The sequence below is a fragment of the Pseudomonas phenolilytica genome (genome assembly GCF_021432765.1).
Classification (GTDB): Bacteria; Pseudomonadota; Gammaproteobacteria; order Pseudomonadales; family Pseudomonadaceae; genus Stutzerimonas; species Stutzerimonas phenolilytica.
On the sequence record NZ_CP058908.1, the window covers coordinates 1,542,503 to 1,564,720 of the forward strand.

Below are 22,218 nucleotides of genomic sequence, written 5' to 3' on the forward strand. Positions count from 1 at the left end.
GGCTTCTCAAGCTAATCGCTGTCTACATCCTTCCTGATCTCTTTCTATGAATCTGACCGAACTCAAGCAAAAGCCCATCACCGAACTGCTGGAAATGGCCGAACAGATGGGCATCGAAAACATGGCCCGTTCGCGCAAGCAGGACGTGATTTTCTCCCTGCTCAAAAAGCACGCCAAAGGCGGCGAGGAAATCTCCGGTGACGGCGTGCTGGAGATTCTCCAGGACGGTTTCGGTTTCCTGCGCTCCGCGGATTCGTCGTACCTGGCCGGCCCGGACGACATCTACGTCTCGCCGAGCCAGATCCGCCGCTTCAACCTGCGTACCGGCGACACCATCGTCGGCAAGATCCGTCCGCCGAAGGAGGGCGAGCGCTATTTCGCCCTGCTCAAGGTCGACTCGATCAACTACGACCGACCGGAAAACGCGAAGAACAAGATCCTCTTCGAGAACCTTACTCCGCTGTTCCCCAACGAACGGCTGAAGATGGAGGCTGGCAACGGCTCCACCGAGGACCTCACTGGTCGCGTCATCGATCTGACTGCACCAATTGGCAAAGGCCAGCGCGGCCTGATCGTCGCCCCGCCGAAAGCGGGCAAGACCATCATGCTGCAGAACATCGCCAGCAACATCACCCGCAACAACCCCGACTGCCATCTGATCGTCCTGCTGATCGACGAGCGCCCGGAAGAAGTGACCGAGATGCAGCGCACCGTGCGCGGCGAAGTGGTCGCCTCCACCTTCGACGAGCCGCCGACCCGTCACGTGCAGGTTGCCGAAATGGTCATCGAGAAGGCCAAGCGCTTGGTCGAGCACAAGAAGGACGTAGTCATCCTGCTCGACTCCATCACCCGTCTGGCGCGTGCCTACAACACCGTGATCCCGAGCTCCGGCAAGGTGCTGACTGGTGGTGTCGACGCCCACGCGCTGGAAAAGCCCAAGCGCTTCTTCGGCGCGGCGCGCAACATCGAGGAGGGCGGCAGCCTGACTATCCTCGCCACCGCGCTGGTGGAAACCGGCTCGAAGATGGACGAAGTGATTTACGAGGAATTCAAAGGCACCGGGAACCTGGAGCTGCAGCTGGATCGCCGTATCGCCGAGAAGCGCGTGTTCCCGGCGATTAACATCAACAAGTCTGGTACTCGTCGCGAAGAGCTGCTGACCAGCGAGGACGAGCTGCAGCGCATGTGGATCCTGCGCAAGCTGCTGCATCCGATGGACGAGATTGCTGCCATCGAGTTCCTGCTCGACAAGCTCAAGGACACTAAGACCAACGACGAATTCTTCATGTCCATGAAGCGCAAGTAAGCATCACGTCGTTGCCAACAAGGCCGGGGAAACCCGGCCTTCGTCTATCTGCAGGTTTTGGAAAACCCGACGCGAGCGCTAAACTTTGCGCCCCGACCTGCCGGCCCATGCGAGGCTCAAGCATGCAGTATCGCGATCTGCGCGACTTTATCAGCGGCCTGGAACAACGCGGTGAACTCAAGCGCGTCACGACGGCCGTGTCTCCCGTTCTGGAAATGACCGAGATCTGCGACCGTACCCTGCGCAAACAGGGCCCGGCGCTGCTGTTCGAGAACCCGACGGGTTTCGACATGCCGGTACTCGGCAATCTGTTCGGCACCCCGCAGCGCGTTGCGCTGGGCATGGGCGCCGAGGCGGTGGGTGAGCTGCGCGAGATTGGCAAGCTGCTGGCCTACCTCAAGGAGCCGGAGCCGCCAAAAGGGCTCAAGGACGCCTGGAGCAAGCTGCCGATCTTCAAGAAGGTCATCAGCATGGCGCCCAAGGTGCTCAAGGATGCGCCCTGCCAGGAAGTGGTGCTCGAGGGCGACGACGTCGACCTGGCGAAGATTCCGGTGCAGCACTGCTGGCCGGGCGATGCCGCGCCGCTGATCACCTGGGGGCTGACCATCACCAAAGGCCCGAACAAGGAGCGGCAGAACCTCGGCATCTACCGCCAGCAGGTGATCGGCCGCAACAAGGTGATCATGCGTTGGCTCAGTCATCGTGGCGGCGCGCTGGATTACCGCGAATGGTGCGAGAAGTACCCCGACCGTCCGTATCCGGTGGCGGTGGCGCTGGGCGCGGACCCGGCGACCATCCTCGGCGCGGTGACCCCGGTGCCCGACACCCTCTCCGAATATGCATTCGCCGGCCTGCTGCGCGGCTCGCGCACCGAGCTGGTCAAAGCCATCGGCTCGGACCTGCAGGTGCCGGCCTATGCCGAGATCGTGCTCGAAGGGCACATCTATCCCGGTGAAATGGCCGACGAAGGGCCGTACGGCGACCACACCGGCTATTACAACGAGGTGGATCGCTTCCCGGTGTTCACCGTCGAGCGCATCACCCATCGCCGCGATCCGATCTACCACAGCACCTACACCGGCCGTCCTCCGGATGAGCCGGCCGTCCTCGGCGTGGCGCTGAATGAAGTGTTCGTGCCGATTTTGCAGAAGCAGTTCCCGGAGATCGTCGACTTCTACCTGCCGCCCGAGGGTTGCTCCTACCGCATGGCGGTGGTAACCATGAAGAAGCAGTATCCCGGCCACGCCAAGCGGGTGATGCTCGGCGTGTGGAGCTTCCTGCGCCAGTTCATGTACACCAAGTTCGTCATCGTCACCGACGACGACATTAACGCGCGCGACTGGAACGACGTGATCTGGGCGGTCACCACGCGCATGGACCCCAAGCGCGACACGGTGCTGATCGACAACACACCCATCGACTACCTGGACTTCGCCTCGCCGGTTTCCGGTCTGGGCTCGAAGATGGGCCTGGATGCCACTCATAAATGGCCGGGCGAAACCAGCCGCGAATGGGGTCGCGCCATCGTGCAGGACGAGGCGGTGAAACGACGGGTCGACGAACTCTGGTCGCAGCTGGGCATCGATTGAGATAACACGAGGCGGGCTCGAGCCCGCCCGCAGCCTTGGCGGGGCGACCCGCTCATTGAAGAAACGACGTGCACATGAAAGTGACCTTGCAGCCATCCGGCGCCGTTCTCGACGTAGTCCCCGGCGAACGCATTCTCGACGCCGCGCGGCGCCTGGGCTACGAGTGCCCGCAGAGCTGTCGCAACGGCAACTGCCATATCTGCGCTTCGCTGCTGGTTGAGGGGCGCGTGCGTCAAAGCGGCGAAGAACGTGACCACGGCGAGTTGCTTGCCTGTCTGGCCGAGCCATTGGAAGACTGCGTGCTGCACTGGGACGGCGTGCTGGCCCCCGGCGAGCTGCCGGTGCGCGAGCTGAGCTGCCAGCTGAGCGGCTACGAGGAAGTGGGTGGCGATGTGGTACGTCTGCTGCTGCGCCTGCCGGCCGGCAAGCAACCGCGTTACTACGCCGGGCAGTACCTGCTGCTGCAGCGCGCCGATGGCGAGTGGTCGGCGTTTTCCCTGGCCTCGGCTCCGGGGCGCGGGCGTGAGCTAGAGCTGCATGTACTTGCGCGCGAAGATTCGGCGATCGAGCTGCTGGCACATGTGCGCCGCCAGGGTTTCGCCCGCGTGCAACTGCCGTTCGGCGATACGCATCTGGCCGAGTTACCGGACGGTCCGCTGGTGCTGGTCGCCGCCGGTACCGGCATGGCGCAGATGCACAGCCTGATCGAATACTGCCGCGCCGCCGGCTTCGCACATCCGGTGCATCTGTACTGGGGCGTGCGGCGACCGGAAGACTTCTATCGTCTGCCGCACTGGGAAGAGTGGCAGGGTATGGCCAACCTGCACCTGCACCGGGTGGTCAGCGATGTCTGTGGCTGGGAGGAGCGCTGCGGGCTGCTGCACGAGGCGATTCGCGAGGATTTCAGCGACCTCGGCGAGCTGCACGTCTACGCCAGCGGCTCTCCTTCGATGGTCTATGGCACGCTGGACGCGCTGGTGGCGGCCGGTATGGATCCGCATCAGATGCGCGCCGATGTATTCGCCTACGCACCACGCGAGACCTGAACGGCGGCGCAATAAAGCAAGCAGAAAAACGCCGGGTCGAGCCCGGCGTTTTTCGTTTCAGCGAACCTGGCGCTGTTGTAGCAGCAGATTCTTGTAGCCGCTGGCGGCCAGAGTCTTCTGCGCCGCGCCCAGTTGTTCACGGCTGCTGTACGGCCCGACTAGGACGCGATACCAGGGTTCGTCGCGCACCTTGACGTTCTCCACGCGCACATCCTGGCCGAGCAGGATGATTTGGGCGCGCACCTTTTCCGCCTCGGCCTGCTGGCGGAACGAGCCGGCCTGGAGGAAATACTGCGTCACCGGCGCCTTGGCCACGGTCGGTGGCGGCGGCGGAACCTGACCGCTGAGGGCGGCCAGGGCGCGCGCTTCGTCGAGCTTGGCCGCTTCGGCCGGTGTCACCGGTTTGCTCGGCGGCGGCTCCGGCTGCTTGGTTTCCGGCGGCAGGATCACTTCCGATTCCGGCAGCAGCGTGTAGAAGTCGTACTTGGGCTTGCTCGGCGGCTCGCTTGCCGCCGTGCTGTGCTTGGGCTGCTCCTTGATCGCGGCTTTGGGGGTTTCCTTGTTGCGCTTCACCTCGTCGCCACCCGGTTCCAGGCTGGCCAGGAAGACGATGAAACCGCCGATCACCAGTCCACAGGCGAGCCAGATCCAGCCGGGGACGGCTTTCTTCGTCGGCGCCTGGTAGCGACTGGCGCCGCGCTTGGGGGCGGCCTTCTTGCGCGCAGCCACTTACATCCGCTCCAGCGGTTCCAGGCCGAGCAGCTCCAGGCCCTGCTTGAGGGTTTTGCCGGTCAGGGCCGCCAGACGCAGGCGGCTGTCTTTCTGCGCCGGCTCGTCGGCGCCGAGGATCGGGCAATGCTCGTAGAAGCTGGAGAACAGCCCGGCCAGGTCATAGAGGTAGCTGCACAGCTGGTGCGGTTCGCCTTTGGCGGCAACATTGTTCAGCACTTCGCCGAACTGCGCGAGGCGGGCGGCCAGCGCCAGCTCCTGCTCGGCTTCCAGTCGGATGCGGCCGGTGATTTCATCGATGCCTTTGCCCAGCTTGCGGAACACGCTGGCCACGCGGGTGTAGGCATACAGCAGGTATGGCGCGGTGTTGCCTTCGAAGCTGAGCATCAACTCGAAGTTGAAGCGGTAGTCGCTGGTGCGGTGCTTGGACAGGTCGGCGTATTTCACCGCGCTGATACCCACGGCACGGGCGATCTGGCGCAGCTCGCTTTCATCGAGCTCCGGATTCTTCTCCTTCACCAGGCTATAGGCGCGTTGCTCGGCTTCATCCAGCAGATCGATCAGCTTCACGGTGCCGCCGTCGCGAGTCTTGAACGGCCGGCCATCGGCACCGTTCATGGTGCCGAAGCCCATGTGCTCCAGCTGCATGCCGTCATGCACGAAGCCAGCGCGCCGCGCCACTTCGAAGGCCATCTGAAAATGCAGCGCCTGGCGCTGGTCGACGAAATACAGCACGCGATCGGCGTGTAGCACCTGGCTGCGATAACGCATGGCGGCGAGGTCGGTGGTGGCGTAGAGGTAGCCTCCACCGGCCTTCTGCACGATCACCGGCAGCGGGTTGCCCTCGGCGTTCTTGAACTCGTCGAGGAACACGCACTGGGCACCGTCGTCCTCGGTCAGCAAGCCTTTCGTGCGCAGGGCCTCGACGATGCCCGGCAGCTCGGCGTTATAGGCGCTCTCACCCTTGACGTCGGCCGGACTCAGGCTGACGCCGAGGCGGTCATAGACGGCTTGGCAGTGGCTCAGTGAGACGTCGTTGAAGCGCTGCCACAGACGCAGGCACTCGGCATCGCCGGCTTGCAGGCGAACCACCAGCTCGCGGGCGCGGTCGGCGAACTCGGCGGATTCGTCGAAGCGCTTCTTCGCCGCGCGGTAGAACTGCTCGAGATCGGCCAGCTCGCTTTCGGCGGCCGCCGGCTGCTCCTCCAGATAGGCCAGCAGCATGCCGAACTGGGTGCCCCAGTCACCGACGTGGTTCTGCCGGATCACGTCGTCGCCGAGGAAGGTCAGCACGCGCGCGACGGCGTCACCGATGATGGTCGAGCGCAGGTGGCCGACGTGCATTTCCTTGGCCAGGTTCGGCGACGACAGATCGATCACCACGCGCTGCGCTGCGCCGACTTTGCGCACCGCCAGCTGCGGATCGGCCAGGGCCGCCTCAAGGCGTTCGGCAAGGGCAGCGGTGTTCTGGAAGAAGTTGAGAAAGCCCGGGCCGGCGATCTCCACCTTGCTGACCTGAGCATCCTGCGGCAGCGCGGCGATCAGCTTCTCGGCCAGTTCACGCGGCTTCAGGCCGGCGGGCTTGGCCAGCATCATCGCGATGTTGCTGGCGAAGTCGCCGTGGCTCTTGTCCTTGGTGTTTTCCACCTGGATCGTCGGGCTCAGGCCAGCAGGCAGCACGCCGTCGGCGGTCAGGCGGTCGAGGGCTTGCTGGATCAGGTGGCGAATGCTGTCTTTCATGATCGGCTCGGTCGGGCGGGCTTGCGCGAAAACCCGGCATTATAGAAGCAGCGACAAGCTTCAGGCCACCGGTGGCAAGCCACCGCCGGCGTTCACCTGCCGCTAGAAAAGATCGATCGGATCGACATCCAGCGACCAGCGCACCGCCCGTCCGCCCGGCAGCTGCTCGAGCTGCACCAGCCAGGCGCTCATCAGGCGGTGCAGTGGCGCGCGGCTGTTACCTTGCAGCAGCAGCTGTGCGCGATAGCGTCCGGCGCGGCGTTCCATCGGTGCGGGCACCGGGCCGAGCAGCTCGATGCCGCTGAGCTGCAGTTCGTCCAGTAGTCGTTCGGCCAGACTGCAGGCCTGTTCGAGAAATTCTTCCGCCTGACCCGGCCGGTGCGCCTCGGCCCGCAGCAGTGCGAGATGGCTGAATGGTGGCAGACCGGCGGCGCGCCGCTCGGAAAGCGCCTGCTCGGCGAAAGCGAAATAGCCTTGTTCGGTGAGCTGCACGAGCAGCGGATGATCGGCCAGATGGGTCTGAATGATCACGCGCCCGGGTTCCTCGGCGCGTCCGGCGCGTCCGGCGACCTGGACGATCAGCTGCGCCATGCGTTCGCTGGCGCGAAAATCGGCGGAGAACAACCCGCCATCGGCGTCCAGGATCGCTACCAGCGTCACCCGCGGAAAATGGTGGCCCTTGGCGAGCATCTGTGTGCCGACCAGCAGACACGGCTCTCCGCGGTTGATGGTGCCGAACAGCTGCTCCATCGCGCCCTTGCGCGCGGTGCTGTCGCGATCGATGCGCAGCACCGGGTAATCGGGAAAGAGAATGCCGAGCCGCTCCTCGGCGCGTTCGGTACCGGCGCCCACCGGGCGCAGATCGACCTTGGCGCACTGTGGGCAATTGCTCGGCGGGCGTTCGACATGTCCGCAATGGTGGCAGCGCAGTTCGTGGTGGCGCTGGTGCAGGGTCATGCGCGCATCGCAGCGCGGGCACTGGCTGAGCCAGCCGCAGTCGTGGCACAGCAGTGTGGGGGCGAAGCCGCGGCGGTTGAGGAACACCAGCACTTGCTGGCCGGCCGCCAGGGTCTGCGCGATCGCCTGCTGCAGCGGGCCGGAGATGCCTGAATCGAGTGGGCGGCTCTTGACGTCCAGGCGCAGGAAACGTGGTGGCTGGGCGCCACCGGCGCGACGGGTCAGCTTGAGCAGGGCGTAGCGGCCAGCGTGGGCGTTGTGCAGGCTCTCCAGCGACGGCGTGGCCGAGCCGAGCACGATCGGCAGATTCTCCTGGCGGGCGCGCAGCAGGGCGAGGTCGCGGGCGTGGTAGCGCAGCCCCTCCTGCTGTTTATAGGAGGCGTCGTGTTCCTCATCGATGATGATAAGGCCGGGGTTCTTCAGCGGCGTGAACAGCGCAGAGCGCGTACCGATGACGATATCCGCTTCGCCGTCGCGTGCTGCGAGCCAGGCATCCAGGCGCTCGCGGTCGTTCACGCTGGAGTGCAGCAGGGCGATGCGGGCGTTGAAGCGCTGCTCGAAGCGCGCCAGCGTCTGCGGCCCGAGATTGATTTCCGGAATCAGCACCAGTGCCTGTTTGCCGGCGGCGAGCACCTGATGGATCAGCTGCAGATAGACCTCGGTCTTGCCGCTGCCGGTAACGCCGGCGAGTAGAAACGCTTGGAAGCCGCCCAGTCCGGCACGGATGGCCTCGAAGGCCGCGCGCTGTTCGCTGTTGAGTGCCAGCTCCGATTGCAGCAGCCAACTGCCGCTGTGGCTGCGCGACTGGCTGCGGCGCCGGCTGTCGATGCGCAGCAGGCGTTTGTCCAGCAACAGTTCGAGGCTGTCGCGGTTCAGCTGCAGCTTGCCGAGCAGGCTGTGCGGTACGCCGTGCGGGTGCTGGGCGATGGTCTTGAGCGCTTCACGCTGGCGCGGCGCGCGTGCCAGGCGCGGATCGTCGGCGCGGGCGCCTTCGGCCAGCTGCCAGAAACGCTCCTGCCGCGCTTCCGCCGCCTCGCCCTGACGCAGCAGTGCCGGCAATGCCCAGCTGAAGGTGTCGCCCAGGCTATGCTGGTAATACTGGGCGGCCCACAGACAGAGTCGGAACAATGCGACCGGCAGCAGCGGCTGGCGGTCGAGCAGTTCGAGTGCCGGCTTGAGCTTCGCCTCCGGCACTTCACTGTGGTCGGACAGCTCGACCAGTACGCCCACCACCTCGCGCCGGCCGAAGGGCACGCGCAGGCGCACCCCCGGTTGCAGCGCGGCGATTGCGCAGCCGGCCGGCGGCAGATAGTCGAACAGGCGGCGCAGCGGCGAGGGTAGGGCCAGGCGAAGGATGGTCGTGGGCACGCGGCAATCCCTGGAGAGCGGGCGCCGATGGTAAACGATCGCCGCGCGCGCTGCTGCTTTGGCGGCCACGGCCCGCGCTTGCATCACCCGAATGCTCTGGTATCATTCGCGCCCTAATTCGTGCGGTACTCGGCATAGGGTCGGGTGGCGGCACGCAATCCAGAGGATTCATCATGAAAGCCGATATCCATCCGAACTACGTCGAAATCGACGCCACCTGCAGCTGCGGCAACGTCATCAAGACTCGCTCCACGCTGGGCAAGAACCTGAACATCGACGTGTGCTCCGAATGCCACCCGTTCTACACCGGCAAGCAGAAGGTACTGGATACCGGCGGCCGTATCGATCGCTTCAAGCAGCGTTTCGGTGTGTTCGGCGCCAAGTAAGCTGGCGTATCGAGAACTTATGCAGTTCTCCGAGTACATGAAAAAGGCGTCCCTGGTGGGCGCCTTTTTCGTTTCCGTCACCTGCAGCTTGTCGGTGCAGGCCTTCTGTCCGGCACCGGAGCGCCTGCCTCAGTTCGCGGTAGCGCAGGTCATCGATGGCGATACCCTGCGCCTGACCGACGGCCGCAGCGTCCGCCTGATTGGCCTTAACACGCCGGAGCTGGGACGTAAGGGACGTGCCGCCGAGCCGCTGGCAGACGCGGCGCGTAGCCATCTGCAGCAACTGGTGAAGGCCAGTGACGGTCGGCTCGGTCTGCGCATGGGGGGCGAAGCGCGCGATCGCTACGGTCGCGTGCTGGCGCATGCTTACGATGCGCAGGGAAACAACTTGGAGGCAGCATTGCTGGCGCAGGGGCTCGGCTTCTTCGTCGCGGTGGCGCCCAATACCGAACTGGTCGACTGCCATCGTACTGCCGAGGCGCAGGCGCGCCAACAGCATCGAGGTCTCTGGAAGCGACCGCTGCTGCGCCAGGCGCGGGAAATTCGCGCCGGCGGCTTCGCTCTGGTCGAAGGGCGGGTCGAGCGCGTCGAGCGCAACCGCGGGGGGCTGTGGATCGAGCTTGACGGACCGCTGGTGCTGCACGTGCCGCTACGCGATGTCGCAGCGTTCGCTGCGGTGCAGGCGTCGCTGCGAGGTGCGCGAATCGAGGCGCGCGGCTGGGTGGTCGATCGTGGCTCGCGGACGCGACGCGATCAGGCGCGCTGGCTGATGCGGCTGTCTCATCCGGCGGCGCTTGTCGTTCGTCCGTGAGAAAACGCCGTTTAGCCTGGCATTTATTCCCTAAAAGTCGCAGTCATCAGCGCTTGACACTCTCCTCTTGGCTCGCTTGTGACGGCGCGCGCTCTTGGCGTATGCTCGACCGCCTGTCTGTCCCAGTAAAAACAAGCGGAAATGCCAATGACTGACCTGAAAACCGCCGCTCTCGACTACCATTCCCAGCCGCGTCCGGGAAAACTGAGTGTCGAGCTGACCAAGCCTACCGCCACCGCCCGCGATCTGTCGCTGGCCTACAGTCCAGGTGTTGCCGCTCCCGTACGAGAAATCGCTCGTGATCCCGAGCTGGCCTACCGCTATACCGGCAAGGGCAATCTGGTCGCTGTGATCTCCGACGGTACCGCGATTCTCGGTCTGGGCAACCTCGGCCCGCTGGCCTCCAAGCCGGTGATGGAGGGCAAGGGTGTGCTGTTCAAGCGCTTCGCCGGCGTCGATGTGTTCGACATCGAGGTGGACGCCGAAAGCCCGCAGGCCTTCATCGACACTGTCAAGCGCATCTCGATCACCTTCGGTGGTATTAACCTGGAAGACATCAAAGCGCCCGAGTGCTTCGAGATCGAGCGCGCGCTTATCGAGCAGTGCGATATTCCAGTCTTCCATGACGATCAGCACGGCACGGCCATCGTGACCGCGGCGGGCATGCTCAACGCGTTGGAGATCGCTGGCAAGACCATCGAAGAGGCAAAAATTGTTTGCCTCGGTGCCGGCGCTGCCGCGACGTCCTGCATGAAGCTGCTGGTCAGCATCGGCGCGAAGATCGAGAACATCTTCATGGTCGACCGCAAGGGCGTGATTCATGCCGGTCGCGACGATCTCAACCAGTACAAGGCGATCTTTGCCCACGAAACCGACAAGCGCACGCTGGACGATGCGCTGGACGGCGCCGATGTGTTCGTCGGCCTGTCCGGGGCCAATCTGCTGAGTGCCGAGGGTCTCAAGCGCATGGCGGCCGATCCGATCGTTTTCGCCTGCTCCAATCCGGATCCGGAGATCAGTCCCGAGCTGGCGCACGCCACCCGTTCCGACGTCATTATGGCCACCGGTCGTTCGGACTACCCGAATCAGGTTAACAACGTGCTTGGCTTCCCGTTCATCTTCCGCGGTGCGCTGGACGTGCGGGCGACCCGCATCAACGAGGAAATGAAGATCGCTGCGGCGCTCGCCCTGCGTGATCTGGCGAAGCTGCCGGTGCCGGCGGAAGTCGCGGCTGCCTATGGCGTGTCCGACCTGCAGTTCGGTCGCGAGTACATCATTCCGAAACCGATGGACCCGCGTCTGATCACGCTGGTATCGGACGCGGTTGCCAAGGCGGCAATCGACAGCGGCGTGGCGACGTTGCCCTATCCGTCGAACTACCCGCTCAAGTCGGTCAACGACGTATTCAACGGCTGATCCCGACCTGAATGAAAAAGCCCCGCAGATTCTGCGGGGCTTTTTTGTTTGGGGTCGAAGGGGTTCTAGAACAGGTCGATCGGCGCCGCTTCGCTGGCTGGCAAAGGGCTGCCAGGCACCGGCGCGCCGGGCTCGAGTTCGCTCATCGAGGGGGGCGAGTCTTCGCTTTTGAATAGCTCGAAATATGCATTCGGCGTCGACGGTGTTGCTGCACGGCCGCTCTGCGGATCGACCCGTAGTGTCAGCAGCCCGGCGGGCTCGGCTGGCAAATGTTCTGGAAGATCTTTGAGCACGGTTCCCATGTACTTCATCCAGATGGGCAATGCCACGGTGCCGCCGTACTCGTGCCGGCCTAGGCTCTGTGGCTGATCGAAGCCGGCCCAGACCGTCGTCACCAGATCCGCGTTGTAGCCCGAGAACCAGCTATCGATCGAATCGTTGGTGGTGCCGGTCTTACCGGCTAAGTCGTGGCGGCCGAGCGCCAGCGCGCGCCGGCCGGTACCGCGAGTGATCACGTCCTGCAACATGCTGGTCATGATATAGGCGGTTCGTTCATCGATGATCTGCTCGGCAGTGCGGGGGGGCGTGTCCGCCTCCGCAGGTGCGACTTGGTCCGTACTGACGGTGGCCGCGTTCGGCGCATCCGGAACACGGGTGGGGTTGGCGGCGAAGACCTGCTGGCCTTCGCGATCCTCGACGCGCTCGATGAGATAGGGCTCGATCTTGTAGCCCCCGTTGGCGAACACGGTCCAGCCGGTAGCGATCTCCATCGGTGTGAGCGTCGCGGTGCCCAGCGCCAGCGAAAGGTTGCGTGGCAGATCCTGCGCTTGGAAGCCGAAACGGCTGATGTAGTCGATGGTGTAATCGATGCCAATGCTTTGCAGTAGCCGGATCGAAACGAGGTTACGCGACTTATATAGCGCCTCGCGCATGCGGATAGGACCGAGGAAGGTGTTGTTGTCGTTCTTCGGTCGCCAGATGCGATCCATCCCTTCTTCCACGAAGACGATTGGCGAGTCGTTAACGAGCGTGGCGGCGGTGTAGCCCGCGTCGAGCGCGGCGCTGTAGACGAAGGGTTTGAAGCTCGAGCCCGGCTGGCGTTTGGCCTGGATCGCACGGTTATATTTGCTTTGACCGAACGAAAAACCACCGGCCAATGCTTCGATGGAGCCGTCGACGGGATCCAGCGATACCAGCGCTGCCTGTGCGACTGGAACCTGGCTAAAGGTGGCACTCTCGCCATCGAGACGGATGCGGATCAGGTCGCCACGCGCCACGACATCGGCAGGTCGCTGGGGGCGAGGACCAAGGCTGTTGGTGGCCAGAAACGGCCGGGCCCATTTCATGCTCTCCCAGCTCACCGCGTGTTCGCTGCCGTCACGCAACAGCACCTTGATCCCTTCGCCGCCGACCTGGCTGACGATTGCCGGGAGCAGGCCGGAAAGTGCGCGATGCTGCGCCAGTTCTTCAAGCCAGACAGCTGGTGTCTTGTCACCCAGGCGAGCCTCGGGACCCCGGTACCCGTGGCGTTGGTCGTATTCGATCAGGCCTTCAAACAACGCCCGATTGGCGGCCTGTTGCCGCTCACTGCTGACGGTGGTGTAGACGCGAAAGCCATCGGTATAGGCTGCACTGCCGAAGCGGCCGACCATCTCCGCGCGTGCCATTTCGGCGATGTAGGCTGCATCCAGCTCCGGCGCAGCGCCATGGTAGCGTGCGGTTTCGGGCTCAGCGATGGCTTGCTGGTAGCTGGCCTCATCGATCGAGCCCAATCGATACATGCGACCCAGAATCCAGTCGCGGCGCTCCTTGCTGCGAGCGGGATTGACCAGTGGATTGAACGCCGAGGGGGCTTTGGGTAGGCCGGCAATCATCGCCTTCTGAGCGAGGGTCAGCTCGCCGATCGATTTACCGTAATAGACCTGCGCCGCCGCCTCGATACCGTAGGCTCGATGACCCAGGTAGATCTTGTTCACGTAGAGCTCGAGAATTTCGTTCTTGGTGAGCTCGCGCTCGATCTGCAGGGCCAGCAGAATTTCATTGATCTTGCGGGAAAAGCTGCGCTCGCTAGTCAGGAAGAAGTTCTTGGCGACCTGCATGGTGATAGTGCTGCCGCCGGTCTGAATGTGGCCGCTCTTCAATAATTGCGCGGCAGCGCGCAGCAGCCCGGTGACGTCGACGCCATAATGATTTGCGAAATTGTCGTCTTCGGCGGCCAGCAGCGCCTGGATGAAGTCGCTGGGAATCTCCTCGAAGCGAACAGGAGAACGACGCATTTCCCCGAACTCCGCAATGAGCTTGTCATCGGCGCTGTAGACCCGCAGCGGGATCTGCAGCTGGATGCTGCGTAGCGAATCCACGGACGGCAGGTTCGGACTCAGATAGAGAAAAGCACCGCTGAGGCTGAGCGCAAATGCGCAAAAAAGTGCAAGGCAAGACCAGAAGAGAAACTTCAGAAAGCGCATCGGGGTTCTTGAAATCCAGAATATAGGAGGGCGCCGCAGGCGATGCTGAAAGGGAAAAACCGGTCACATTATAAGCGGTTTTTTTGTCGGCTAGCCATTTGCGCTTCTGTCAAGGCTGTAATCTAATGTGGATAACCATAATTAATCCGTAAGTCGCGGATAAAATAGGAAATTGGTCGTGCTAGGGCTCTTCACGAAGAAAGCGAACACGCTACTTGGGATCGATATTAGTTCGACATCCGTCAAGCTCCTCGAATTGAGCCGCTCGGGTAATCGCTATCGGGTGGAGGCTTACGCCGTTGAGCCATTACCGCCGAATGCCGTCGTCGAGAAGAATATCGTCGAGCTCGAGGGTGTCGGTCAGGCGCTGCAGCGTGTTGTCGCCAGGGCCAAGGTAAGCGTCAAGCAGGCGGCGGTTGCCGTGTCTGGCTCGGCGGTCATTACCAAGAGCATCGAGATGGAGTCCGGCCTCTCGGACGATGAGTTGGAAAATCAGCTCAAGATCGAGGCGGATCAGTACATCCCTTACCCCCTTGAAGAGGTAGCCATCGACTTCGAGGTACAGGGTCCTGCCGCGCGTTCGCCCGGACGTGTAGAAGTGCTGTTGGCAGCCTGTCGCAAAGAAAACGTCGAGATCCGCGAGGCCGCCCTTGCGCTGGCGGGCCTAACTGCGAAGGTGGTGGATGTCGAGGCCTATGCGCTGGAGCGCTCCTACGGCCTGCTTGCTCCGATGTTGGCAGGTGCGCAGGGCGAGCTGACAGTGGCTGTCGTTGATATCGGTGCCACCATGACAACTCTAAGCGTGTTGCACAACGGACGCACCATCTATACGCGCGAGCAGCTATTCGGCGGCCGTCAGCTGACCGAAGAGATTCAGCGGCGTTATGGTTTGTCCGTTGAGGAAGCTGGTTTGGCCAAGAAACAGGGTGGTCTTCCAGATGACTACGACAGCGAGGTGTTGCAGCCGTTCAAGGAGGCGGTGGTGCAACAGGTCTCGCGTTCGCTGCAGTTCTTTTTCGCCGCCGGCCAATTCCATGATGTGGATTACATTTTGCTGGCCGGCGGTACGGCGTCGCTGCCAGGACTCGATCGTCTGATCCAGCAGAAGATCGGTACTCAGACTCTAGTCGCCAATCCCTTTGCCGATATGTCGCTGAGTAACAAGGTCAACGCAGGAGCGCTGGCCAGTGATGCACCGGCGCTGATGATTGCGTGTGGCTTGGCGATGAGGAGTTTCGACTGATGGCACGGATCAACCTGCTTCCCTGGCGCGAGCAGCTGCGCGAGGAGCGTAAGCAGCGCTTCCTGGCGACGTTGGCCGGTGTACTTCTGCTCGCGGGTGGACTTGTCTTCCTCGGTGATCGTTATTTTCAAGGTGCTATCGAGTATCAGAACGCGCGTAACGACTTCGTGCGCAAGGAGATTGCTGTGCTCGATGCGCGTATCAAGGAGATCCGAGAGCTGAAAGAGCGGCGCCAGCAGCTTCTGGAGCGCATGAAGATCATTCAGGATCTACAAGGCAATCGACCGGTTATCGGTCGTGTGTTCGATCAGTTGGTGCGCACCTTGCCCGATGGCGTCTATTTCACCGGCTTGAAGATGACCGGGAAGAACATCGCCATCGTCGGCGCCGCCGAATCGAATAATCGGGTTTCCAACCTGATGCGCAACCTCGATGGGTCAGATTGGCTTGATGCGCCGAACCTCACGGAGGTCAAGGCGGTCACCGCAGGCGCGGTGGATCAGGAAAACGTGTTCCAGCTTACGGTGCAACAGACGCAGCCTGGCGTCGCCATGGAAGGAGGCAAGCCATGAGTCTGGCCGATTCGCTGGAAAGTCTGCGCAAGGTCGATCTGGCAGAACTGGATCTCAACAACCTCGGCTCCTGGCCCGGGCCTGTTAAGGTCATTGCCTCGGTACTTCTGCTGTCGGTCGTACTTGCGTTGGGTTACTACTTTCATTTGAAGGACCTGCAGGCGAGTCTTGAGCAGCAGCAGGCTCAGGAGGAAACGCTGAAGCAGCAGTTCTCGACGAAGGCGTTCCAGGCGGCGAATCTGGAAGCCTACCGAGAGCAAATGGCTGAAATGGAAACTTCTTTTGGTGCACTGTTGCGTCAACTGCCTAGCGATACGGAAGTTCCCGGTTTACTTGAGGATATAACTCGCACCGGGTTGGGAAGTGGGCTGGAGTTCGAGGAGATAAAGCTACAGCCGGAAGTTGTTCAGCAATTCTATATAGAACTCCCCATACAAATAAAAGTGGTGGGTGGCTATCACGATTTGGCGACGTTTGTGAGCGGCGTTGCAAGCTTGCCACGTATCGTCACGTTGCATGATTTTGAGATCAAGACCGAAAAAGCGGATACCTCCAACAAGTTGCGCATGAGTATTTTGGCCAAGACTTATCGCTATAACGACAAGGGGCTGCAAAAATGAAAAAAGCCCGTTTCGCCGTATTGGGCTTGGGTCTGCTAGCGCTGACAGGTTGTGGCGACGGATCCGATTTTTCCGATTTGCAGCAGTATCTCGATGAGGTGCGAGCCCGACCGAAAGGCTCGATCGAGCCTCTTCCAGCATTTGTTCCATACGAGGCCTTCACCTATAGCGCAGCCGCCCTGCGTCATCCATTCCAGCCGCCGGTGAAAATAGACCTGGCGCAGCGAGAAAAGGGGTCCAAGGATATTCGTCCGGACGAGACCCGGATCAAGCAGTTCCTCGAAGGTTTCAATATTGAAAATTTCGTCATGGTTGGAACATTGGCTAACGGTGACGGCCGATTCGCCTTGGTCAAAGGGGGGGATGGCGTTCATCGCGTCAAGGTCGGTGATTACTTGGGACGAAACCACGGTCGCATCGTCGATATCACTGATGCGGAGATCGAGGTGCTGGAGATAGTTCCGGATGGCGAGGGTGGGTGGCTAGAGCGCCCGCGCAGTTTGAATTTGAAAGAGCGCACCTGAGCGCGGGGCAACAAGAATGGAAAACCTGTACCGGTCTGCACAACGGAAGAACTCTATGAATAGCACCGTCTCGCGTCTTGGTGTCGCATTGTTGGCGCTCCTGGCCGCCCCGGCTCTGCTGGCTGCCAACCTCAACGCGTTGGATGTTGCAGCGCTGCCCGGTGATCGTGTCGAACTCAAGCTGGCGTTCGACGAGCCGGTGAATAAGCCACATGGCTATACGCTCGAGCAGCCGGCGCGCATTGCGCTGGATTTGCCCGGCGTGTCCAACAAGCTGGGTGTGAAGAATCGTGAGTTGGGAGTAGGTAATGCTCGCAGCGTTACGGTTGTTGAGGCGCAAGGGCGTACCCGTCTGATCGTCAACCTGACGACCCTGGTGCCCTACTCGACGCGCATCGAGGGCAGCAACCTGTTCGTTGTGCTCGGCGAATCCTCGGCGCCGGTTGCCGTATCCAATTCCGCCGTGGCTGGCCCGGTAGCTACGCCAGCGCCTGCTAAGCCACTGCTAACGAGCAAGGCAATCAACAACATCGATTTTAGGCGCGGCGAAGATGGCGCCGGTAATGTAATCATCACGCTTTCCGATCCTTCGATCAGTTCGAATATCGAAGAGCAGAGCGGGAAGATCCACGTTTCGTTTGCCAAAACTCAGTTGCCTGAGGCTTTGCGGGTTCGTCTGGATGTGCAGGATTTCGCTACTCCAGTGAAGTTCGTCGATGCGACTACACAGGGTGGTGGTGCAGCTATCGCCATTGAACCTACAGGTCGCTACGACTATCTGGCCTATCAGACCGATGACAAGCTGACGATCAGCATCAAACCGCTGACCGAAGATGAGGCGCAGAAACGCAAGGCAGAGCGCTTTGCCTATTCGGGCGAGAAATTGTCGCTCAACTTCCAGGACATTGATGTCCGCTCGGTACTGCAGTTGATTGCAGACTTTACCGATCTCAATTTGGTCGCCAGCGATACGGTGCAGGGCAACATCACGCTACGGTTGCAGAATGTGCCGTGGGACCAGGCTCTTGATCTGGTCCTCAAAACCAAGGGGCTGGACAAGCGGCAGGTTGGCAATGTGCTGCTGGTCGCGCCGGCTGATGAGATTGCAGCGCGCGAGCGCCAAGAACTTGAGTCGCAGCGGCAGATCGCGGATCTCGCGCCGCTGCGCCGAGAAGTGGTCCAGGTTAATTACGCCAAGGCTGCCGATATCGCCCGACTGTTCCAGTCTGTAACTGACAAGGACGGCGCGAGCGAAGATCGCGGGTCCATCGCAGTCGATGATCGCACCAACAACATTATTGCCTACCAGACGCAGGAGCGACTCGACGAGCTGCGCCGCATCGTCGCGCAACTGGATATTCCGGTACGCCAGGTGATGATCGAGGCGCGTATCGTCGAAGCCAACGTCGACTATGACAAGAGCCTGGGTGTGCGTTGGGGGGGCAACCTCTGGGCGGGCGACAAGTGGAACGCCTGGGGCAAGAATGGGCAGCTGGGTGTAGCTGATGATCCGGATGCGAGCGGCAAGCCTGGCGATGATGGTTATGTGCCGTCCCGGCAGGTCGGGCGTTTCCCTGGTATCCCGGAAGTGCCAATGAACAGCCCGTTTGTTGATATGGGGGCTGTTGGCGCAACGTCGGGTATCGGCTTGGGGTTCATTACTGACAACGCGATTCTTGATCTGCAGTTGTCCGCTATGGAAAAGACTGGTAATGGTGAGGTCGTCTCGCAGCCGAAGGTTGTTACGGCAGACAAGGAAACGGCCAAGATCCTGAAAGGTTCAGAGGTTCCCTATCAGGAGGCCAGCTCCAGCGGCGCGACCAGCACGTCTTTCAAGGAAGCTGCGCTTTCACTGGAGGTGACGCCGCAGATCACTCCGGATAATCGCATCATCATGGAAGTCAAGGTAACCAAGGATGAGCCAGACTTCTCGCAAGCGGCGAGTACCGGCGGTATCCCAGCAATTCGCAAGAATGAAGTGAACGCCAAGGTGCTGGTCAGCGATGGTGAAACCATCGTGATTGGCGGCGTTTTCTCCAACACGCAGAGCAAGTCGGTAGACAAGGTTCCGTTCCTCGGTGATCTACCGTTCATTGGTCGAGTGTTCCGCCGCGATCTGGTTCAAGATCGGAAGTCCGAACTGCTGGTATTCATCACGCCACGGATCATGAATAATCAGGCGATCCAAGCCAGCCGCTAACCAGTGAATGCAGAATCTGATCCTCGTAGGCCCGATGGGAGCTGGCAAGAGCACCATCGGGCGTTTGCTTGCCAAAGAGTTGCGCTTGCCGTTCAAGGACTCGGACAAGGAGATCGAGCAGCGCACTGGCGCCAGTATCCCCCTGATTTTCGATGTGGAAGGTGAAGGCGGCTTCCGTGAGCGCGAGCACGCCGCCATTGCCGACCTTTGCATGTTGAACGGAGTAGTGCTGGCTACGGGTGGGGGCGCTGTGTTGCGGGAGGACAATCGTCGCGCATTGCGCTCCGGTGGACAGGTCGTTTATCTGTGCACGTCCGTGGAGCAGCAGCTGGAGCGAACTTCCAGGGATCGTAATCGTCCGCTCCTGCAGGCCGCAGATCCACGGGCTGTGTTGGAGACTCTCATGGCCGTTCGCGATCCGCTTTATCGAGAGATCGCTGACATCGTGGTGGAAACCGATGAGCGTCCGCCGCGACTGGTGGTGATGGAAATTCTCGATCGGCTTCACGCACTCCGGCACCGTGAAAGCCGTGGCGGAACTGCGCTATCCTAGCCTCCTTTTTTGGAGGCCTCATGCAGACACTTCAGGTCGATCTCGGCGAGCGCAGTTATCCGATAGAAATTGGCGAGCAACTACTGGACCGCGCCGATTTGCTATCCGCTCGAATCCGCGGCAAGCAGGTGGCGATCGTCACCAACGAGACCGTTGCGCCGCTGTATCTGGATCGACTGGCGCGTTCGTTGAGTGCTTTCTCGGTCACGCCGATCATTCTTCCTGATGGCGAAGCCCACAAGAATTGGCAGACGTTGCAGCTGATCTTCGATGGCCTGCTCGGCGCGCGACATGACCGCGGTACCACGATCGTCGCGCTGGGCGGCGGTGTGATCGGCGATATGGCCGGCTATGCTGCGGCCAGCTATCAGCGGGGCGTCGACTTCATCCAGGTGCCGACGACCTTGTTGTCGCAGGTTGACTCTTCGGTCGGCGGCAAGACCGGGATCAATCATCCGCTGGGCAAGAACATGATCGGTGCGTTCTACCAACCACGCGCGGTGATCATCGATACGACTACGCTAGGCACATTGCCGGCTCGTGAGCTATCAGCCGGACTCGCGGAAGTGATCAAGTATGGCCTGATCTGCGATGCGCCTTTCCTAGGGTGGTTGGAGGCTCATATCGAAGGCCTGCGCGCGCTGGACCCGCAGGTGTTGAGCGAGGCCATCTACCGTTCCTGTGCCGCCAAGGCGCGCGTAGTGGGGGCGGACGAGAGGGAGTCGGGAGTCCGTGCCATTCTGAATCTGGGGCATACCTTTGGACATGCCATCGAGACACATCAGGGCTATGGTGCCTGGCTGCATGGTGAGGCAGTGTCGGCAGGCACGGTGATGGCGCTGGAGATGTCGCGCCAGCTGGGCTGGATCGAAACTGCTGAGCGTGACCGTGCGATCCGCCTCTTGGTGCGCGCGGGTTTGCCGGTCGTACCGCCGCAGGATATGGAGACGTCGGACTTCCTGCGGCACATGGCGGTCGACAAGAAGGTTCTCGACGGCAAGTTGCGGCTAGTGCTGCTCAAGAAGCTCGGTGAGGCCGTCGTGACTGGCGATTTTCCCCGGAAGGCGCTGGAAGACACGTTGCGCGTCGACTATGGGGCGCTGACGCAACATTTAGGAGCGTAAGAAATTTCCATGACCAGTTTGTCTGCGGACGACTCGTTTCTGAATCATTACGGGTTCAGTCATGATCCTTTTGCCGCCCGTGTCCCGGGTTTCAAATTCTTTCCCGCTCAGCGCAAGCCTGTGCTGGGGCAGCTGCATCACCTGGCACGATACAGTCAGCTGCTATTGGTGGTGACCGGCCCGCAAGGGAGCGGCAAGACGCTGCTGCGCCAGGCGCTGGTCGCCAGCAGCAACAAGCAATCCGTGCAAAGCGTGGTGATTACGCCGCAGGAAACCGCAGATGCGGCCGCGATACTGCAGCAGGTGGCTCAGGCGCTGAACTTGCAGCGGAGCGATTTCGATGCGGTGATGGCGCAGATCGTCCAGTTGGCACTCACCGGCCAGGAGGTGTACCTGCTGGTCGATGATGCCGAGCGCCTCACCGGTGCGGCAATCGAGACACTGCTGCGCTTCGCGGCAGGCAGCCCGGAGGCACGGCCACACGTGTTTCTGTTTGGCGAGCCGGCGCTGGTTGGGCGGTTGGAGGCGCTCAGCGACGGACCGGGTGAGCGCTATCACGTCATCGCTCTGCAGCCTTACGAGGAGGACGAAACGCGTGAATACCTTGCTCAGCGTCTTGAGGGGGCGGGCAGTGGCCTGGAATGCCTGAGCGAGGAGCAAATCACGCGCGTTCATGAGCTGGCCGGCGGATGGCCTGGTGCAATTAACGAGGTTGCGCGAGAGGAACTGATCGAGGGTATGCAGGCGAACAAGAAGCGCTCGCGCGCTGGCGGTTTTTCCCTGCCTGTTCCGAGAAAACACCTGCTGGCAGTGCTTGCTGTGCTGGTCGTCGTTGGGCTGGCGTTGCTGTTTCGTGGCGCTGGGGAGCGGGATGCGGCGGCACCGAGCAGCACGGCGCTTCCGCTGGGCGGCGCACCGGCTGAATCACCAGCGACCGGTGAGGCCGCAATCGAGTTCGACGGTGCGGATCGGCCGGCGGCGCTGCCGCTGACAGGGGATGCCCAGCCGGTAATTCGTGAACCATTGGCCGCAGCAGCCGGAGGCGAGCAAGAGGATGGGGCGACCGACATGCAAAGCGATGTCGATTCACCCCGGCTGATGGATCCGGCGCCACTGCCACCGGCCGAGACGACACGCGAGCCTGTTATGGCACCGGCACCGGCACCGGCACCGGCACCGGCACCCGCACCCGCACCGATAGCGGCGCCTCCAGTTAGAACGCCCGTGCCGGCCCCGGCTCCTAAACCGGCGGCCCGGGCGAAGACGGCCACGAACGTGGCTGGAGGAAATTGGTACGCCAGCCAACCTAGCGGCAACTATCTGCTGCAGATTCTCGGAACGCGTAGCGAGCAGAGTGCGCAGGCGGTGATTGCCAAGCATGGTGCGAGCTACCGCTATTTCATCAAGCAGCACCAGGGTAAGCCGCTCTACGTAGTGACCTATGGCAGCTTCGCCAGCCGCACCGCAGCCACTGCGGCAATCAAGTCGCTACCGGCAGAACTGCAGTCGAGTAAACCGTGGGTTCGCAGCTTGGGTAGCGTCCAGCAGGAGATACGCAGGTAAGCAAAA

Annotated in this window: 18 protein-coding genes; 14 read left to right on the forward strand and 4 right to left on the reverse strand. The window is 61.9% G+C overall.

Annotated features, from left to right (window positions below):
- Positions 1-46: 46 nt before the first annotated feature.
- The 3 genes from rho to HU825_RS07315 all read left to right on the forward strand — a co-directional run bounded on the left by rho (position 47) and on the right by HU825_RS07315 (position 3,941).
- Complete coding sequence (gene rho, locus HU825_RS07305) at positions 47-1,306, forward strand: transcription termination factor Rho (RefSeq protein ID WP_008568325.1); 1,260 nt, start codon at positions 47-49, stop codon at positions 1,304-1,306.
- 122 nt (positions 1,307-1,428) lie between these two features.
- Positions 1,429-2,895, forward strand: coding sequence for a 4-hydroxy-3-polyprenylbenzoate decarboxylase (gene ubiD, locus HU825_RS07310; protein ID WP_234303213.1), 1,467 nt, complete (start codon positions 1,429-1,431; stop codon positions 2,893-2,895).
- A 74-nt stretch (positions 2,896-2,969) separates the two neighbouring features.
- On the forward strand, positions 2,970-3,941 hold the full coding sequence (locus tag HU825_RS07315) for a CDP-6-deoxy-delta-3,4-glucoseen reductase (RefSeq protein ID WP_234303214.1): 972 nt from the start codon (positions 2,970-2,972) through the stop codon (positions 3,939-3,941).
- A gap of 57 nt (positions 3,942-3,998) precedes the next feature.
- On the opposite strand, the gene HU825_RS07320 is transcribed toward HU825_RS07315, so the two are convergent.
- The 3 genes from HU825_RS07320 to HU825_RS07330 form a co-directional block, all read right to left on the reverse strand.
- Positions 3,999-4,670, reverse strand: coding sequence for an SPOR domain-containing protein (locus HU825_RS07320; protein ID WP_234303215.1), 672 nt, complete (start codon positions 4,668-4,670; stop codon positions 3,999-4,001).
- Positions 4,671-6,410, reverse strand: a complete 1,740-nt coding sequence (argS, locus tag HU825_RS07325) for an arginine--tRNA ligase (protein ID WP_234303216.1) — start codon at positions 6,408-6,410, stop codon at positions 4,671-4,673. It abuts the gene before it with no gap.
- A gap of 102 nt (positions 6,411-6,512) precedes the next feature.
- Positions 6,513-8,735, reverse strand: coding sequence for a primosomal protein N' (locus HU825_RS07330; RefSeq protein WP_234303217.1), 2,223 nt, complete (start codon positions 8,733-8,735; stop codon positions 6,513-6,515).
- Positions 8,736-8,908: 173 nt separating this feature from the next.
- On the opposite strand from HU825_RS07330, the gene rpmE reads away from it, so the two are divergent.
- From rpmE to HU825_RS07345, 3 genes are all read left to right on the forward strand, one after another.
- Positions 8,909-9,121 (forward strand): 50S ribosomal protein L31, encoded by a 213-nt coding sequence (rpmE, locus tag HU825_RS07335; protein WP_008568318.1) that lies wholly within the window; start codon positions 8,909-8,911, stop codon positions 9,119-9,121.
- Between the two features lie 19 nt (positions 9,122-9,140).
- A complete protein-coding gene (locus HU825_RS07340; RefSeq protein ID WP_234303218.1) occupies positions 9,141-9,932 on the forward strand; it encodes a thermonuclease family protein in 792 nt (263 codons plus the stop codon).
- 147 nt (positions 9,933-10,079) lie between these two features.
- Positions 10,080-11,348 carry a malic enzyme-like NAD(P)-binding protein gene (locus tag HU825_RS07345; protein ID WP_008568316.1) on the forward strand — a complete coding sequence of 423 codons (1,269 nt, stop codon included), beginning with the start codon at positions 10,080-10,082 and terminating at the stop codon, positions 11,346-11,348.
- 65 nt (positions 11,349-11,413) lie between these two features.
- Here the strand turns inward: HU825_RS07345 and HU825_RS07350 are convergent, their stop codons facing one another.
- Positions 11,414-13,813 carry a penicillin-binding protein 1A gene (locus HU825_RS07350; RefSeq protein ID WP_077682697.1) on the reverse strand — a complete coding sequence of 800 codons (2,400 nt, stop codon included), beginning with the start codon at positions 13,811-13,813 and terminating at the stop codon, positions 11,414-11,416.
- 178 nt (positions 13,814-13,991) lie between these two features.
- Between HU825_RS07350 and HU825_RS07355 the strand changes: the two genes are divergently transcribed.
- The 8 genes from HU825_RS07355 to HU825_RS07390 are packed head-to-tail and all read left to right on the forward strand — an operon-like array spanning position 13,992 to position 22,212.
- Positions 13,992-15,056 carry a pilus assembly protein PilM gene (locus HU825_RS07355; RefSeq protein ID WP_043297919.1) on the forward strand — a complete coding sequence of 355 codons (1,065 nt, stop codon included), beginning with the start codon at positions 13,992-13,994 and terminating at the stop codon, positions 15,054-15,056.
- Positions 15,056-15,628: a type 4a pilus biogenesis protein PilN gene (pilN, locus tag HU825_RS07360; RefSeq protein ID WP_043297920.1), complete on the forward strand. Its 573-nt coding sequence runs from the start codon at positions 15,056-15,058 to the stop codon at positions 15,626-15,628. Before HU825_RS07355 ends, pilN begins: the two co-directional genes overlap by 1 nt.
- Positions 15,625-16,248 (forward strand): type 4a pilus biogenesis protein PilO, encoded by a 624-nt coding sequence (pilO, locus tag HU825_RS07365; protein ID WP_043297921.1) that lies wholly within the window; start codon positions 15,625-15,627, stop codon positions 16,246-16,248. Before pilN ends, pilO begins: the two co-directional genes overlap by 4 nt.
- Positions 16,245-16,772 carry a type 4a pilus biogenesis lipoprotein PilP gene (gene pilP / locus HU825_RS07370; RefSeq protein WP_043297922.1) on the forward strand — a complete coding sequence of 176 codons (528 nt, stop codon included), beginning with the start codon at positions 16,245-16,247 and terminating at the stop codon, positions 16,770-16,772. Before pilO ends, pilP begins: the two co-directional genes overlap by 4 nt.
- A 55-nt stretch (positions 16,773-16,827) precedes the next feature.
- Positions 16,828-18,972, forward strand: a complete 2,145-nt coding sequence (gene pilQ / locus HU825_RS07375) for a type IV pilus secretin PilQ (protein WP_234303219.1) — start codon at positions 16,828-16,830, stop codon at positions 18,970-18,972.
- Positions 18,973-18,979: 7 nt separating this feature from the next.
- Complete coding sequence (gene aroK / locus HU825_RS07380) at positions 18,980-19,525, forward strand: shikimate kinase AroK (RefSeq protein ID WP_043297924.1); 546 nt, start codon at positions 18,980-18,982, stop codon at positions 19,523-19,525.
- A 20-nt stretch (positions 19,526-19,545) separates the two neighbouring features.
- The gene (aroB, locus tag HU825_RS07385) at positions 19,546-20,649 is read left to right on the forward strand and encodes a 3-dehydroquinate synthase (RefSeq protein ID WP_043297925.1); all 1,104 of its coding nucleotides are present in this window, start codon (positions 19,546-19,548) and stop codon (positions 20,647-20,649) included.
- A 9-nt stretch (positions 20,650-20,658) separates the two neighbouring features.
- The gene (locus HU825_RS07390; RefSeq protein ID WP_234303220.1) at positions 20,659-22,212 is read left to right on the forward strand and encodes an AAA family ATPase; all 1,554 of its coding nucleotides are present in this window, start codon (positions 20,659-20,661) and stop codon (positions 22,210-22,212) included.
- The last annotated feature ends 6 nt before the right edge of the window (positions 22,213-22,218 follow it).